The sequence below is a fragment of the Paenibacillus sp. Soil724D2 genome (assembly GCF_001427935.1).
GTDB lineage: Bacteria > Bacillota > Bacilli > Paenibacillales > NBRC-103111 > Paenibacillus_E.
In genome coordinates this window covers 167,261-183,436 of the sequence record NZ_LMRY01000023.1, presented here as the reverse complement: position 1 = coordinate 183,436, position 16,176 = coordinate 167,261, and the positions used below count along the sequence as shown (strand labels likewise).

Here is a 16,176-nt window from a genome sequence, read left to right as displayed (position 1 = left end):
ATAAGCGGGATTATACTTTCTGGAATAATCATTGTGCTCATTGTCGTAGCAAGCGCTGAAAAAGCAGAATATGTGTCTAAATTTCTTGAAAAATAGTCATCTATGAAACCTGAAAAGGTTTCTTTTTTTTGTTATGATTTGGTAGAATATAAGAATAGATTTGTGATGCTGGGGAGGGGGCTGTACGTTGCTGGATTTTACATTTGAGATTGTTGACGAGTCTACAATTAATACCAGAATTTTGTATGCCAACGAATGGTTCACTTTCAATATATATGAGAAAGATCATGTTTGGACACTTCATCCCTTTGATGGTATGTTAATACGGAATAAAGATATGTGTCAGCTTGTAATTAATGAGCTGCTCAAAAATAAATATTTTCATGTCATGTGCGCGAAAGAGAATATCCTATTATCGGAGCTGAGGACGACAGTTGATTTAAGTAATAGAACGAGCATGTCTACACCTAGACCTACTCCTTCACCTAGAGAAGAACTGGATGATGAGCTCCCAGACGATATAAAGTCATTTATGGATTATCATACCTTGGATGAAATTATAGACTTGGAGAAACAAATTATTTATAAGCGAATGACTTTTTATAAACAAATGTTAGAGGCCATGTTCATGCAAGGGGCAGGACCGGCAGACCAGGAATTTATCCAGATTCAATCCATTTATATGATGTGGAAAGAATCGTATGAGAAATTGAATGGGTTAAGCGATCAAGATTTGTCTGGTGGGAAGAAGAGATGGTAGTATAAAGGGAGACTTAAATACCAAAGAGTAAATGTTCATAAAGCCGTAAGGCTTATTTTTTTGCCCTATCACTTGATTACAAAGGAGTACCTGATGAGCATTACCAAAATTGAAACACCGAAAATCCCCAAAGAAATACCAGCCATAACACTGCCGAACGAGGAAATACAGCCGGAAGATAGCTTTCATACGGGTATTATAAGTGATTGTATCATTGACAATCAGTCCGGATATAAAGTCGCGTTTGATAAAGTGATATTTCGTAATGTCACTTTTACTCGGATATCGATGAAAAACATAGAGCTGACAGATGTTATTTTCGAGAAATGCGATCTATCCAACGTTGATTTTGGTGAAGCTACGATCCATCGGACTGAATTTAGAAATTGCAAAATCATTGGTATTGACCTGACAGAAGCAACCGTCCGAAACGTTATATTTCATACATGCTTGGCCGACTATGCGACCTTTCGAATGGCTAATTTCAAGCAGATTGTTTTTCAGGAATGTTCGCTTTTAAATGCGGATTTCTACGAATCTACGCTGCAAAAAGTGTATTTCGATAACTGTCAGCTGGACCGGGCACAATTCACGGGTGTGAAGCTTGCGGGTATTGATATCAGCAGCTGTGAATTTACAAGTTTAGGTGTGAGTATAGAGGATTTGCGCGGCTGCATCATTTCGAGGGGACAAGCCTCTGTTTTTGCAAGTCTTTTCGGACTTATATTGAAGGAATAAGGAGAAAATAATAAAGGAAATTGCTCCGGCAGTCTAGTATATCCGTGAAATGAGGAGTTAACCTTGAAACTCGGCTTTGATATTGATGATACACTTATTAATTTAAGAGAACATGCCTTTCATATTTATAACCATAAGCTAAATCAAAATATTGGCTTGGATGCGTTCCACGCCTTAACGACGATGGAAATCCACAGTGCCTTCGGTTTGACGAAAGAAGAAGGAGGCAAACTATGGTCTAGTCTCCGCGACGACATATATTATTCTCAGTGTCCTTCTTTTCCTCACGCCGTAGACATCTTGCAGGAACTAGTGCATCAAGGTCATGAGGTGTACTATATCACGGCAAGGGCTAAAGAACATACAGACCGAACGAAAAACTGGTTAATAGCCAATGGTTTCCCGGTGGTTGAAGGACATTTTTATTGTGGGATGAGTGATTCCGAGAAAGTACATATTATTGAAAAACTGAACTTGGATTATTATTTTGACGATAAACCGGCCGTTCTGGAAACCTTGTCTCACCTCCCATTGAACTTATATGTGAAAGATAGATCGTATAATCAGCACTTGAACCTGCCTAGGATTGAATCTTGGGATGAACTCAGAGAAATCATAAAATGAAACACAGCTGAACTCCTAAATGTTAAGGGGTTCAGCTTTTTTACACATTTTACTAGATTTACAATAAATACAAGTGTAGATAATCATCCAATGACATTCTTCCTTTAATGTCAGTCTAAGAGGGTGAACCTTCCATATGGGTAGAGGAGATGAATGGATGTTAAAGAAAAATGCTCTAATGGCCGTCCTAATGGTCGTAGTAGGAACAAGTTTACTTGCTGGTCTAGGCGGAGCACCTAAGCCTGCCGCAGCTGCGAGCAACATGGTACCGAATTATGAAGTGAAGCTTCTCCTTGATCCAATTGCAGTTCTTGGATCAGACTTTAAACTTACAAGCAGCGTAAAGACTGCATTTGGCATGCCTGATAGCGTGACCAAGATGAACGTCCAATTCCTGGATACGAACGCCAAGGACATTTATAACAATGGGTGGAGTCCGCGGATTCGTAAGACAGAGGGAGAGATCGATTTCGAGCTTACCTACAAAAAGCGCTATGCAATTATTGGCAACGATATTAATGGTGCCTTAACACTTGCAAACCAACAGGGCTTTGATTCAAGCGATATCGGCTATGAGGCGCAAGTCGAGTGGGGATATCAGAAGAAAACACTTAGTATTACACGTCCAAAGACAGGTACTAAATCAGGCTATAGCGGTATGGACCTCCCAAACCAAACCGATTCCCGCAGTCTTCTGATTAATAATGCTCCTGATAAGTTTAATAATTGGCTATACAGTGGATGGGGGACTAGCAAGCTTTCTTCTTCCCGTGTCTACGGCCCGGTTCTAGCCAAACGTTCAGTCGGAACGTGGAGCGGCCAACAGCTTTATATCGAAGTGTGGCCAATTGTTAATGCAGCTGGTACGGACACTGAATACATTGTTGAAGCTTCATTTAAAACAAATAGTGAATCGACAGCATCCACTAAACACGATGAATTAATTACCTATCTGCAAAGTAAAGGCTGGTTCCTCGCACAAGATTCACTGAAAACACAACTAATCATGGATCGGTATTAAAAAGATTATCTATAGGACACCGACCATAAAACGAACCAAGACGTATCAAGATATAGCACCAAGAGCTAAGAACAAGAGCCAGCCGAGAGCCAAGAGCTAAGAACAAAGAACAAAGAACAAAGAACAAAGAACCAATAGCCAAGAGCGAAAAACAAGCGCGAAGCACAAAGAACGCGAACCCAAGATCCGAGAATCGGGGGCCGCGACCCAAGAACCCAAAACGAGATCCCAGAACCGAGAACCCAGAACCCCGGAACTCCGGAACCAACCCCAACCCCAACCCCAACCCCAACCCATGAATTCAACACTCTACCACCTTTCAACAAAGGTGGTCTTTCTCTTCCAGTCCTACTATGTTCACTATCCCTTTAACTCAGAATGAGCGCAGATATGAATGATTGATCGAATGATTGAATGATTGAATGATTAAATGATTGCATGTATGTATGTATGTATGTATGTATGTATGTATGTATGTACGCAAGATCAAGCTGCTTGTCGGAGGAAACTAAATTTTATTTATTTCTATAATTACAAGAAATTGAATAGCCAAATAGCATACTACTGTTAGTCTTATTGTAGCTAATGGGTGAAGCAGAGTTGAATTAAATGGGCAAAAATAGGTATGTTTTTTGAAGAAAGATTTAGTCGATAACTAAATTCGTCTAAGTACTTTTGTAAATGTTTGGGGCCGAGGCCATGGAAGGTGTTATTTATCCATTTACTAGCCTGTTTAGCGAATACGAGTAAAGGGCGAAGTCGTGTGGGGGTATAAAAACCTGTAACAATCTCAATATTGTGTGTATCGGATTCTATGTGCTGTTGTTGGAAGGCTTTTGTTTCAAAACGAGGAATATGTCTTTCTTTTGGATTCGTAAGAAGAACGTGCTTTATTTTGAGGTAGGTAGATTCATTCCATTCATTAACTGATGAGCCTATGAGAAGAAGGTGCTCTTGCTTGTGTTTGTGAACAGAAGGATTATAAGGTCGTCCATAGATAGCTGAATGAATACAAACTGAGCCCGAAAGCGGAGTTTCATTATCGGTATTATGAATCATAGAACGGATTTTATATAAGATTAGCCAGGCAGTTTTATAAGTAACCTTAATAAATTTAGAAAGTTCGATTGCGGTCGTACCTTTATTTGAACGGGAGAAAAGAAAAAGAGCGAGCATCCATTTACTTAGATCAGTTCGGCTTCCCTCCATAATTGTCCCGGATATTAAAGACGTTTGATGGCGACATTGACTGCATTCGTAAAGTGGAAGACGACGGGTAGTTGTCACATAAGCATGGTAGTGATTACAACGCGGACAGCTAAAACCTTTAGGCCACTTAGTATGAAAAATATACTGGATGCAAGCATTATCGTTGGAAAAATGATTTTGAAATTGATTAAGTGACATACTTGCAAAATTCATATGCATCTCTCCGTTTGTGTTGAAATGGGAATGTGTGTTCCTATTAATAATATACCAAACATATGGTCTTATTTCAAGGGAAGATGGAAAATATTTGATTGGAACTCGGATTGTTTTCTAATTTCTGAGTGATGGGGATAGTGTCCATAGAGGTGGTGAAAAGTTGGATTGGATGCAAAGTGAGGTGGCATGGGAGAGAAGATACTAATGAGTTGAGATACATGTTTTGAGACAAACCAGGACGGAAAGGACTTGGACAGGACAAGTTCTGTCAGCTGAAGGATGTGGTGGGTAAGTTAGTGAGATCAAATCGCTGAGGTGCAGACGTTAGTAGATAAGGAATTGAAGAGACGGACGTGGGAGTAAACATGATGATGGGTCGCAGTGTGAGTAGATACGAAGTGGATGAGACGGACGTGGGAAGTAGCAATGATGATGAGTCGCAGTGTGAGTAGATAGGTAGTGGATGAGATGGACGTGGAAAGATGCTAAGAGGATGGGCCGCAGTGTGAGTAGATACGAAATGGATGAGACGGATGTGGGAAGTAGCAATGATGATGGGTCGCGGTGTGAATAGATACGAGATGGATGAGACACCCGTGGGAAGATGTTAAGCTGATGGGGCCTAGGCGTGAGAAGATAGGGAATTAATGAGACGTATGTGGAAAGAAACTGAGATGATGGGTCGCAGATGTGAGCGAATACTAATGATGGGGATAACTGAGCAGTCGTAAGTAGGCTAGACCCAAGACACGATAATGATATGGATGCGCATGGGTTGGGATATAAGTGGAATCGGGAGGGAGTTGAGTTAGATTAACAAAGGAGATGAACGTATGACCGTTGAGGGGACTTGCTGTTGGGAACGTGTCTTCTTTTTCACTCCATGTCCGCATAAGGTAGTACTAATTGATTTGAGTGGCTAGGGGAGGGAATGGGATGCTGCTAAGGCGACGCTGGAGAAGCAGACCTACAGGGAAAACAAACCGCAAAAAGGTGCTGTTGATCGGTCTTCTCATCTTTGTCTTATTTGGCGTGCAGTTTTTTATTTTCGTAGAACGTAATCTTAGACCTCCACTGATGAATTTGGCAAAAGTACGCATAAAGCAGATAGCAACACAGGCGATTAATAGTGCTATTGCGGATCATGTGGCTGGAAGTACGAGTGCGGAGCAATTAATTGATTGGAAGATGGATAAAAACGGTAAAATAACAGGATTCATGCTTAATTATAATGAGCATATGCGTATAACTGCGGATACGATTAAAACTGTGCAAGGTGAACTAAAAGATTTACAAAGTATTTCAGAGCATATTCCGGTTGGGCAAGCGATGAATAGTGCGATTCTCTCCTCATTTGGCCCTGATATTCCGATTCGGCTGCTGCCAGTTGGTAATGTTAAGGTTGATCTGAATACACGTTCTCAAAATGCGGGAATTAATATGGTTATGTTTGAAGTGTATGTTCGCATTATTGCTGAAGTATCTGTGATTATACCCTTTGATTCCGATACTGAAATTGTGGAAACTGAAATTCCTATTTCATATTCTCTCGTGGTTGGGGATGTCCCTACCTATTATTATGATAATAAGGGAAATCCTGTGGGTAGTAATAAGGATGCGGGTCCACCGAGTTTATCGTTGCCTAGTATTCCGAATACCGGAACAACAACACCAAAGGTAGAGGGAGTTACAACGCAAGAAAGCAAGATACAAAAAGAGCCGCCCCAATAATGGAGCGGTTTTATTTTTTCTTTTTCATCCGATCTTCACGTTCCCATTTGCGAAGGGAGGGGTAAGGATCGAAGCTCCATTCGGTTAGCCCATTATCACGATAAAGTCCAAAATGAAGATGAGGTGGAAATTTACCTGATGTTCCCGGCTTACCATAACCAGAACTACCTACCCAGCCGATGGTTTGTCCAGGTTTTACAATATCGTTTTCTTTGATTCCTTTTTGAAAACCAGAGAGATGGGCGTAGTAGTGATAAATATTGTTCACATCTCGAATACCAATCCGCCAGCCTCCGTAGGGATTCCAGCCTTTAATTTCCACAATGCCATAGCAAGTGCTTCGTACAGGAACACCATAACCCGCGAATAAATCTGTTCCTTCATGAGAACGATGCCCACCCCATCCGCGACTGTCTCCCCATGTGCTGCGATAGGAGTAGTCTGCGTTCACCGGCAGTGGAAAAGCATGCTCACCAACATCAAGGGTACCTAGTGTGGCATAGATTGTAGCGAATTGTTTGATACGTTCAACACTGCGCGAGTTTTGATAATAATTCCATAAGTTGATTTGTATATTTTCTTCTTGGTTTCCATTATTACTCATTAGTGTGGCCATAGCCGCCAGTACGTCTAAATCGTTGTTTCGATCTGCGATGCCGTCACCTGAACCATCTCGACCGTAACCATGAAAGAAGGAGATGCTTCTAGGATTCGTATCTTGCTGGTCTGGATTCAATAAGCCCACCCAATCTGATTCAGGGAAGTAAATGCTGGTAATCCCTTGATGCACGGGTCTTTTTTTAGCGAAATTCATCGTTCTTTCGTACTGATCAACTGCGGCAAGGTATGCCCATGGAATGCCTGACAAGATGCTTGTTTTTTCAAAAAGCTCTTTCCGCTCAGCGTTCAAGCTCGGGTTAACCTTAGATGGAGCTGCGGTAAAGAATTGGTCAGATGCAGCGGCATGGGATTCAGCACTGCCTGAAAGAGTCACGGATTCGGTTGCTGATAGGAGGAGGCTAAGAACAAGAACCCGCGACCAATACGGTCTGCTTTTCATCTCTATCATCCTTCCTGAAATGTTAGTTCTTAGGATGTACTCTTCTATGAATGTTTATCCCTGCATCTTTCGTTGTTATCCGATTTTTGCTATGATGCCTGTAAGAGGTGAGGAACGTGAGTTTTAATCATAGGGATGAGCATGTTGACGATAGTATGTTGTTAATTCAGGCAAATCTGGATGATATGAATCCGGAGTGGGTTTCTTATATAATGGATAAGCTTTTTGAAGTAGGTGCGAATGATGTATTTGTAGTTCCGATAATTATGAAGAGAGGCAGACCAGGGATAATGCTGAATGTGCTGGTTGAAAATGAACGGCTTTCTCTTGTAGAGGAAGTTATTTTTAGCGAGACAACGACACTTGGCATCCGGTATATGCACGCTTCCTGTCATAGATTGGCTAGAGAATTCGAGCAAGTGCTAACACGATGGGGAATTTTAACGGTAAAAGTCGGTTATCATCAGGGGAAATTGGTACAATATGCACCAGAGTTCAAAGAATGCGAACAAATCGCTAAGGAGCATCAAGTACCTTTGAAGCAGGTATACGAGGAAGTTAGGATGCAGTTTATACAGCAAAAACAAAAAAACGTCTCCTCCTGATTTGAAGGAAGAGGCGTTTTTGATTTTACAAATAGTCGCCTTAGAGGCTCATGTATGGTGTGGGTGTGTATGTGAATGTTCATGTTGGTGGTGATGATGATCATCATGGGTATGTCCATGACCATGCTCATGTGCAAGGTGCTCGTGGCTTACTTGCCATTTTCCAATATAAGGATCAACTTTACCGACTACGACACGAAGCACATTAGGTTGATTCGGTAAATCTCTTGTGCCTGCACCGTAACCGATGGTATCAACGATCATAGGCGGAAAGCTTTTAGAGAACTCGTCCACGATTCCGGAAATAATACCGGCACCAGTTGGGGTAGTCATCTCTAGGCTATAGTTGGTTGAAGCAATAGGTAACCCTCGCATCATTTCCAGTGTTGCTGGAGCGGGTACGGGATATATACCATGATCGATATGTATCGTTCCTGAACCTAGCGGTACTGGAGAGGCAAAGATGCGCTCGACTTGTAGGGAGTCAATGGCTAAAGCCACACCTACGATATCTACAATGGAATCTATGGCTCCGACTTCGTGGAAGTGCACTTTTTCAACGGGGATACCATGGATTTTAGCTTCAGCAATACCGATTTTTTCAAAGATAGCTAAGCTGAGAGCTGTTACACGCTCATTGAATCCTGCCTGTTGAATGACTTGTACGATTTCTGAGTAATGACGATGATGTTTCGGCGGATGCTGTGGGTCTAGAATGACATCTAGCTTTAAGGCGGAAATACCACGCTTAACAACGCGCTTCCATTCCAACATGTACGGCTCTAGCTTGATTTTGGTAAGCTCTTCTTCAATGTAAGCTCGATCTGCTCCCGCATCTACTAAAGCACCAAGGGTCATATCGCCGCTGATTCCGGAGAAGCAGTCTAAATATAAAATGCGCATTGTAGGATCTCACGCTCGTTTCGACATATTTTTGTTAATGAGCCCTGCATAGTAACCAGCTCCGAAGCCGTTGTCGATGTTCACTACTGAGATTCCTGGAGAGCAGCTATTTAGCATCGACAACAAGGGGGCGATACCTGCAAGATTCGCGCCATAACCGATGCTTGTCGGCACAGCCACGATCGGTTTGGCTACAAGCCCGCCGACGACGCTGGCGAGCGCGCCTTCCATGCCGGCAACGACCACAATCGCGTTTGCACCGCGAATGAGCTCTAGCCGGCGGAATAGCCGGTGAATGCCGGCTACACCCACGTCGAATATACGTTCTACGTGGCTGCCCAGGCATTCTGCTGTAAGAGCCGCCTCCTCCGCCACGGGGAGGTCGGAGGTACCTGCACACACGACGGCGATATAGCCGTCGTGGACTTTGAGCATGGGCCGCTTGAACCAGGTCAGCGACCTCGCAGTTTCGTGGTAGGTGACACCTTCCACGGCAGCGGTAACATGGGCGGCTTTGGCCGCGTCTACGCGCGTAGCGAGCACGCGGTCGGTGTGCTCCATCAGCCGCCGGAAAATTGCCTCGATCTGCTCCGCGGTCTTGCCTTCCCCGAAAATGACCTCGGGGAAGCCCGTTCGCTTCTCGCGATCGATGTCGAGCTGAGCAAATCCAAGATCAAGGTTAGCTGGGCCAGCGGCGCTGCCTTCCTTGATGATTTGCTTTTTGGCTTCTTCTACGTCCAGATCGCCCGCCTGGACGAGCTTTAAGATTTTCTCTAAGTCCATCATAGGGATGCTTCTTTCACCTTGTCTTTCGTCTCCTTGGACAGCACTTCGTTCATGCTGCCCGTGCGGTAACCTTGTAAATCGAGCGTCACGTAAGTGAAGCCGAGCTTGCTGAACTTTTCATAGATCGCATCACGGTGTTCGACGACTTTATGAATCTCATCCGGCATAACCTCGATCCGGGCAATTTTCTCGTGGTGACGTACGCGCACCTGATACAATCCAAGCTGGGACAAGAAGTATTCGCCTTCGTCGAGTTGATCGATTTTCCACTTCTCAATTTGCGTCCCATAAGGGATACGAGAAGACAAGCAAGCAAAAGACGGTTTATTCCAAGTACGCAGTCCTAGCTCTTTGGAAAGCTGTCTGATCTCGTCTTTGGTCATGCCGGACTCCTGCAAAGTACTACGGACGCCTTGCTCGTTCTTGGCTTGTAGACCCGGTCTGTAATCACCGAGATCGTCCATGTTCGAACCATCAAGAATATAGGGGTATCCTAACTCTTTGGCTAGTTGCTGCAAATGTGAATAAAGTCCCGTTTTGCAATGGTAACAGCGATCTGGATTGTTAGCGACGAAATTCGCATTCTCTAGTTCCTTGACCTCTGTTTTGTACAGTGGGACACCGATTTGTTCTGCTAGTTCAACGGCGGCATCAAATTCCCGAGAAGGGAACGTTTCGGATGCTGCAGTGACGGCTAAGACTTGATCTCCGAGCTCCTGCTGCGCACGTTTGAGGACGAATGTACTGTCAACCCCTCCGGAGAAGGCGATTAATACTCGGCCCATACCTCTTAAAATTTCTCCAAGCTTGCGGTCTTTCTCTCGCGTTACTTCTTGTATGCTCATGTTTCTTCCCTCCCATACAGCCTTTACGTGATAGGTTAAGCTGTTTTGGCCATCTTGATAAGTGTATCACAACTGAGTGGCAAAGTGGATTGTTTTGTCAGTCATTCATGTTATAATAACAAGAACGAGAAACCAAATAAAAGGCGGGAAATATAGTGCCTACAAAGCCATTAGAGAGAAAACCAGACTGGTTAAAAATCAATCTCAAGACAGACGAGAATTTCAAAGAAATAAAGTCAATGATGCGTTCCAAGACGCTGCATACGGTTTGCGAAGAAGCCAAGTGTCCAAACATTCATGAGTGCTGGGCGAATCGTACAGCCACTTTTATGATTTTGGGCGATATTTGTACCCGAGCATGCCGTTTCTGTGCAGTCAAAACAGGGCTGCCTACCGAGCTGGATCTGGAAGAGCCAGAACGTGTAGCGGATGCCGCTTTGCAAATGGGACTGCGTCACTGTGTCGTCACTTCCGTAGCGCGCGATGATTTGGCCGATGGCGGCGCGATGATATTCGCTGAGACCATCAAAGCGATTCGCCGCAAATTGCCAATGTGCACAGTCGAAGTGCTGATCCCCGATTTCTTAGGTCGGGAAGAGTCACTGGCCACGGTTCTAGAGGCTAAGCCTGATATCTTGAACCATAATATGGAGACTGTTGAACGCATGTCAGACCGCGTTCGCTCGAAGGCGAAATATCGCCGTTCTCTGGAACTGCTGGAGCGTTCGAAGCGTATTGCTCCGAACATCCCAACCAAATCCAGCGTCATGATTGGCGTTGGCGAGGAGTGGGACGAGCTGCTGCAAACGATGGAGGATTTACGCGCAGTTGGCTGCGACATTATGACGATTGGGCAGTACCTGCAGCCGTCTACAACGCATTTGGCTGTAGCCAAGTATTATACGCCTGAGCAGTTTGCTATGCTCAAAGAAGAGGGCATGAAACGTGGCTTTAAGCACGTTGAGTCGGGGCCGTTGGTACGCAGCTCTTACCATGCGCATGAACAGGTTCAAGCCGCATCAAACGTTTAAATTAACGAACGGATCATAGAAAGGAGAGCTTCCTACCATCATGATTCATATTGCAAACAAAACATACGAGCTCGTTACAGACCATAAGAATGGCTGGAATTTTGAAGTTTTTAAAGAACGTTTTAGCGAAGTGTTGGAGCGATACGACTATATTGTCGGCGATTGGGGTTACAGCCAGCTAAGGCTAAGAGGCTTTTTTAAAGAAATCCATCCTAAAGCGACAAAAGAATCATCGATCGCGGCTCTTCAAGATTACTTGAATGAGTACTGCAACTTCGGCTGCGCTTATTTCATTATCGAAAAAGTGAATGGCGCAAAGCAGCAAGTGCCCTCTGAAGTGATTACAACTACTACTTAATGTAGTTGAAACCAAAAGACGCCTCTCATTCTCCAACGGAGTGAGGGGCGTCTTCTTACTTTTTATTTCACTTCTAACCCAACAAAAGCTTCCCGAACCCTATTCCAGAAAGGAAATGGACGGAACCTGGCAAACTTAACTTTCACGTTGGCTGCTACACGGCAGCGGATAGAAACAACGTCGTTTCGCTGCAAGTACAAGTGATCAAGTGATAAAAGCATATTCTGCTGCGCCTTGGGATAAATGTCACAGTGATGATGCTTCGGTAAAATCATGGAAGAGCCGAGTGTGCGGTAGACCCTATTGTTAATCGAAGCAATCTCTGCAATTTGAATGGCTTCGAGCGAAGGGTGAACCATTGCCCCGCCTAAGCTTTTGTTGTAAGCTGTGCTGCCGGCAGGCGAGGAGATGCAAATCCCGTCACCGCGGAACATTTCGAACATTTCATCGTTAACGTGAAGTCGCGCGACTAGCGATACTTCGATTCCTCGTATTGTAAATTCGTTGAGTGCCAGATGCGTCTCGGAGCCCTTTTCTGTCGTAATTTCAATCTCAACGACGGGGTACTGTACAACACGCAGCTCCTCGGGGGTAGTGACGCTGAACATCAATGAAGCTAGATGGTCCAACTCATCTGGTTTCCAATCTGCGAAGAAACCTAAGTGTCCAGTATGGATACCAACGAAAGCGATGTGATCAAGCTGCTGCACATATTTATGAAAAGCTTGCAGCATCGTGCCGTCTCCGCCAATAGAAAGGACAATGTCCGGATTTTCTTCATCCCTAGGCATGCCTTGCTGTGCGGCGAGTTTGTGGAACCGCTCTGTCAGCCCCTTGGAGATGTCATCGCCTCGTTCAATGACGTTGTATTTCAATTGGTTTCCTCCTAAGAAGTAATCGAGCAATATTTATCAATGTCCTGAAGTATCGATTCAGGTGTATGTCGGAATTCGGCAGCGACCCGATAAGAATCATTACTGAAATTCGTCACTCTAATGATTTCACCATAAGCCGTAATAGGATGGGGATACCCAGGGAGAATGAAGCTGAATTCCAGAAATAAGGGAAAGAAGAGCCGATTCGTCGTAACGAAAGAAAGCCCGCTGGCACTAATATCAAGCAGTTGTCCGGAAAAGGCGACTCCCTTACTTGCGGATATGCCGCGAATGCCAACAATACGCAGTGTGATCGGTGTTCGAAGGGAGAGCTTAGCTCGGCTGTACCTTCTGTTCTGATGATGATGAATTTCTTCGGGAATGGATAGCGAAAGGTAACATATCGTCTTCTTTAATTCAAGTTGAATTAAATCGACATAGGCGTAATATAAAATTCCACTGTCTTTAAAAGAAAACTCAATGAAAGAAATATGCTCTAATTTGTCGAATGGAAAAATTCCAGATAGCTCTAAACAAACAGTGAATGAAGCTTCACCTATTTTATCAACGGAGAAATTTTCTTCATAGCAAAAAGGCTGCCCATCTTTGCATTCTCCGACAATGATCAAATGACAATCCGTATTCAGTGCGATATATGCCAATTCCAGTGCCTTATTCCAATCCATAGCATCACCAAGTGGTTAGATTTGCATTCATGAACGCATGCACATACCGTAAGTTCTCTATTCATAATAATTTATAAAAGAAAATAAGAAAAGCCCCAAACGGGGCTTTATCTAGGAATTCACGTATTTACTGCCACGATAATGTGGTGGTGACTAGGGAAAGTTCAAAGGAATGTGCGAAGTTAGATGAGATGGGTCGCACGCGAATAGAGAAGTGAGGCCCATGAATGAGATGCGATGGAATGGTCGCTTTATAGCTCTGCATCTGTTCAATTAGATCACCTATCGGCACCATTGGAATAATTTTTTGCTCCCATGTTTCGCCATTTTCCTCGTAATAAATGACTTCTACTGCCGTATCTTGCGGCCAAATGGGGCCGAAGTGAACTTGTGTCGTAATTTCCTTCGTTGATGGTTTTATTTCGTTTAACGGTACTTCCGTTGATAATTTGGCAGAGCGGTCATCGATGCCAATGATTTTCACGTGATACCAGTTCGAACGGATGAACTGTTTGTAATCGGCAACCTTCGTTGCAACATCATAGTGATTAGAAACAAAGAGACGGGCTCGCTGCGCTGTCGGCAAATAGGTGAGCTCTGTGTAGTCTTGCACCATGCGATGCGTGTTATAGACCGGGCTCAGCGATTGGATAGAACGCTTCATGCGGCTGATCCATTGATGCGGGAGTGCTCCTTGATTGTAGTACAGCGGAATAATTTCTTTCTCTAAAATGTGATAGATGGCTTGCGTATTTTCTTTCTCTTGTGCAGCCCAGTCCGCTGCTCCTGTGGAACCGATAGCCCAGCCGTTCGTACCGTTGTACCCTTCCTCCCACCAGCCGTCGAGTACACTAAAATTAAGTACCCCGTTCATGGCCGCCTTCTGACCGCTCGTTCCACTTGCCTCAAGAGGTCTACGGGGGTTATTTAACCAGACGTCTACGCCTTGTACGAGGTAACGGGCCATATTCATGTCATAGTTTTCGAGAATAACGATTTTTCCGACGAACTCTTTCATTTGCGAGACGCGATAAATTTCACGGATAAGCTCTTGACCTGGGTAATCGGCAGGGTGAGCCTTGCCAGCAAAAATAAATTGTACGGGTCGATCGGGATCATTGATGAGCTTCTTAAGTCGGTACAAATCATTAAAAATGAGATTAGCTCGCTTATAGGTCGCAAACCTTCTGGCGAACCCGATGGTTAATGCCTTGGGATTTAAATATTGTCTGACTTCCTCGATCCGCTCTTCAGATTCTCCGTTGCGTTTTCGCTGCTCGAGCAAATTTCGCCTTGCGTAACGAACTAAATTTTCTTTCAGTTGTTGGTGCACTTTCCAGATGGATTCGTCTGGAATGACCTCGATCTGCGCCCACTGATGCTTATTGGCTTGTTCTTCTCGCCATGAACCGGGCAGGAAACGATCAAGCAGTTCTTTCCATTGCGGCGCTGTCCATGTATCCATGTGTACACCATTTGTAATGGAGCTAATGGGAACTTCGCTTGCATCGATGTGACCGTGAAATTCTTTGAACATTTCTCGAGATACTTGACCGTGCAGCTTACTGACCCCATTGCGCAGTCCGGCTGTATTCATGGCCAAATGGGTCATATTGAATTGACCCGTATGGTGATCGAGTCCTAATGCTACAATGTCCTGTTTGTGCCGTGACAGCTCACTTAGGAGAGGCCCGAGATAGTGTTCCACCATCTCGATGGAGAATGTGTCATGCCCTGCAGGTACAGGCGTATGGGTCGTAAATACAGTGGCTGATCGAACGGTTTCAACCGCCACATGAAACGGAAGACCTAGATGCAGAAGCTCCTTCAGTCGCTCCAGCGTGAGGAAAGCAGCATGCCCTTCGTTGATATGGTACACGTTAGGGTAGATGTTAAGCAGTCGAAGCGCCTTAACACCTCCAATGCCAAGAACCATTTCCTGTGCAATCCGGGTATCTTGATTGCCCCCATACAACTGAGCGGTCAGCTCTTTGTCCGCTGCATTGTTAGCTTCGTGATCGGCATCCAGCAAATAGATTGAATTACGGCCGACACGCACACGCCAAACCTGTAGGGTGATGGCGCGACCAGGCATATCAATGGAAACGGTGAGCTGTTGGCCGTTTTGCTGCACAGGTTCGATTGGAAGCTTGCTGAAGTCATAGGGGTATAATTCACTTTGCTGACCACCGGAGGTATCGATTTTCTGTGTGAAATAACCTTTTTTATAAAGCAGTCCAACACCGATCAAAGGGATACCCAGATCGCTAGCAGATTTCGTATGGTCGCCAGCTAAGATTCCCAGTCCTCCTGAATAAATCGGCAAAGATTCATGAAAGCCGAACTCTGCTGAGAAGTAAGCAATTTGTACATAACCTTGATCCGGATGCTTCTCTTGAAACCAAGTGGTGCCATTCATATAAGCATCGAACTTGGCAATTACTTGTTGATAATTTGCTGCAAAATCTTGGTTTCCGCTGAGGGCCTCAATCTGTGAATCGTCCAACAGGTGAAGTAAAAGAACAGGATTGTGGCCGCATTGATCCCATTTTACAGGATCCATTTGTGCAAAAAGCTGCAAGGCGTCATGGTTCCAACTGAACCATAAGTTGAATGATAACTCATTCAAACGCTCAATCGCAGGAGGCAAATGTTTCGCATCTTGGGGGAAGGCTATTTGCATATCTGGATGTTCTCTCCCTTTATGATCATGATCGTGATTACCCAT

Annotated in this window: 16 protein-coding genes; 8 read left to right on the top strand and 8 right to left on the bottom strand. The window is 44.3% G+C overall.

Features of this window, described 5'->3' with window-relative positions:
- Positions 1-187 precede the first annotated feature (187 nt).
- The 4 genes from ASG85_RS20070 to ASG85_RS20055 all read left to right on the top strand — a co-directional run bounded on the left by ASG85_RS20070 (position 188) and on the right by ASG85_RS20055 (position 3,143).
- A complete protein-coding gene (locus tag ASG85_RS20070; protein ID WP_060647576.1) occupies positions 188-760 on the top strand; it encodes a hypothetical protein in 573 nt (190 codons plus the stop codon).
- A gap of 93 nt (positions 761-853) precedes the next feature.
- Positions 854-1,498, top strand: a complete 645-nt coding sequence (locus ASG85_RS20065; RefSeq protein ID WP_060647575.1) for a pentapeptide repeat-containing protein — start codon at positions 854-856, stop codon at positions 1,496-1,498.
- Positions 1,499-1,561: 63 nt separating this feature from the next.
- The gene (locus ASG85_RS20060) at positions 1,562-2,122 is read left to right on the top strand and encodes a 5' nucleotidase, NT5C type (RefSeq protein WP_060647574.1); all 561 of its coding nucleotides are present in this window, start codon (positions 1,562-1,564) and stop codon (positions 2,120-2,122) included.
- 157 nt (positions 2,123-2,279) lie between these two features.
- Entirely contained in the window at positions 2,280-3,143 is an 864-nt protein-coding gene (locus ASG85_RS20055) for a hypothetical protein (protein WP_060647573.1), read from the top strand.
- A 582-nt stretch (positions 3,144-3,725) separates the two neighbouring features.
- On the opposite strand, the gene ASG85_RS20050 is transcribed toward ASG85_RS20055, so the two are convergent.
- Entirely contained in the window at positions 3,726-4,565 is an 840-nt protein-coding gene (locus ASG85_RS20050) for a transposase (RefSeq protein WP_162251362.1), read from the bottom strand.
- A gap of 942 nt (positions 4,566-5,507) precedes the next feature.
- Here ASG85_RS20050 and yunB point away from each other — a divergent pair.
- Positions 5,508-6,299 (top strand): sporulation protein YunB, encoded by a 792-nt coding sequence (yunB, locus tag ASG85_RS20045; RefSeq protein ID WP_082562654.1) that lies wholly within the window; start codon positions 5,508-5,510, stop codon positions 6,297-6,299.
- Positions 6,300-6,309: 10 nt separating this feature from the next.
- Here yunB and ASG85_RS20040 read toward each other — a convergent pair whose 3' ends face one another.
- The gene (locus ASG85_RS20040; RefSeq protein ID WP_414858765.1) at positions 6,310-7,359 is read right to left on the bottom strand and encodes a M23 family metallopeptidase; all 1,050 of its coding nucleotides are present in this window, start codon (positions 7,357-7,359) and stop codon (positions 6,310-6,312) included.
- Positions 7,360-7,475: 116 nt separating this feature from the next.
- Here ASG85_RS20040 and larC (ASG85_RS20035) point away from each other — a divergent pair, with 116 nt between their 5' ends.
- Positions 7,476-7,964, top strand: a complete 489-nt coding sequence (gene larC / locus ASG85_RS20035; RefSeq protein WP_057307616.1) for a nickel insertion protein — start codon at positions 7,476-7,478, stop codon at positions 7,962-7,964.
- A 48-nt stretch (positions 7,965-8,012) separates the two neighbouring features.
- On the opposite strand, the gene larC (ASG85_RS20030) is transcribed toward larC (ASG85_RS20035), so the two are convergent.
- The 3 genes from larC (ASG85_RS20030) to larE are packed head-to-tail and all read right to left on the bottom strand — an operon-like array spanning position 8,013 to position 10,498.
- Complete coding sequence (gene larC, locus ASG85_RS20030) at positions 8,013-8,867, bottom strand: nickel pincer cofactor biosynthesis protein LarC (RefSeq protein ID WP_057307615.1); 855 nt, start codon at positions 8,865-8,867, stop codon at positions 8,013-8,015.
- 9 nt (positions 8,868-8,876) lie between these two features.
- Positions 8,877-9,653: a nickel pincer cofactor biosynthesis protein LarB gene (larB, locus tag ASG85_RS20025; protein WP_057307614.1), complete on the bottom strand. Its 777-nt coding sequence runs from the start codon at positions 9,651-9,653 to the stop codon at positions 8,877-8,879.
- Positions 9,650-10,498 carry an ATP-dependent sacrificial sulfur transferase LarE gene (larE, locus tag ASG85_RS20020; RefSeq protein WP_036632720.1) on the bottom strand — a complete coding sequence of 283 codons (849 nt, stop codon included), beginning with the start codon at positions 10,496-10,498 and terminating at the stop codon, positions 9,650-9,652. The genes larB and larE overlap by 4 nt, the downstream gene beginning before the upstream one ends.
- A gap of 155 nt (positions 10,499-10,653) precedes the next feature.
- On the opposite strand from larE, the gene lipA reads away from it, so the two are divergent.
- Complete coding sequence (gene lipA, locus ASG85_RS20015) at positions 10,654-11,529, top strand: lipoyl synthase (protein ID WP_057307613.1); 876 nt, start codon at positions 10,654-10,656, stop codon at positions 11,527-11,529.
- Positions 11,530-11,569: 40 nt separating this feature from the next.
- Positions 11,570-11,887 carry a YutD family protein gene (locus ASG85_RS20010; RefSeq protein WP_057307612.1) on the top strand — a complete coding sequence of 106 codons (318 nt, stop codon included), beginning with the start codon at positions 11,570-11,572 and terminating at the stop codon, positions 11,885-11,887.
- A gap of 62 nt (positions 11,888-11,949) precedes the next feature.
- Here the strand turns inward: ASG85_RS20010 and ASG85_RS20005 are convergent, their stop codons facing one another.
- The 3 genes from ASG85_RS20005 to glgP all read right to left on the bottom strand — a co-directional run bounded on the left by ASG85_RS20005 (position 11,950) and on the right by glgP (position 16,176).
- Complete coding sequence (locus ASG85_RS20005) at positions 11,950-12,762, bottom strand: NAD kinase (protein ID WP_057307611.1); 813 nt, start codon at positions 12,760-12,762, stop codon at positions 11,950-11,952.
- Between the two features lie 11 nt (positions 12,763-12,773).
- Entirely contained in the window at positions 12,774-13,448 is a 675-nt protein-coding gene (locus ASG85_RS20000) for a flagellar brake protein (protein ID WP_060647572.1), read from the bottom strand.
- A 127-nt stretch (positions 13,449-13,575) separates the two neighbouring features.
- A complete protein-coding gene (gene glgP, locus ASG85_RS19995; RefSeq protein WP_235550182.1) occupies positions 13,576-16,176 on the bottom strand; it encodes an alpha-glucan family phosphorylase in 2,601 nt (866 codons plus the stop codon).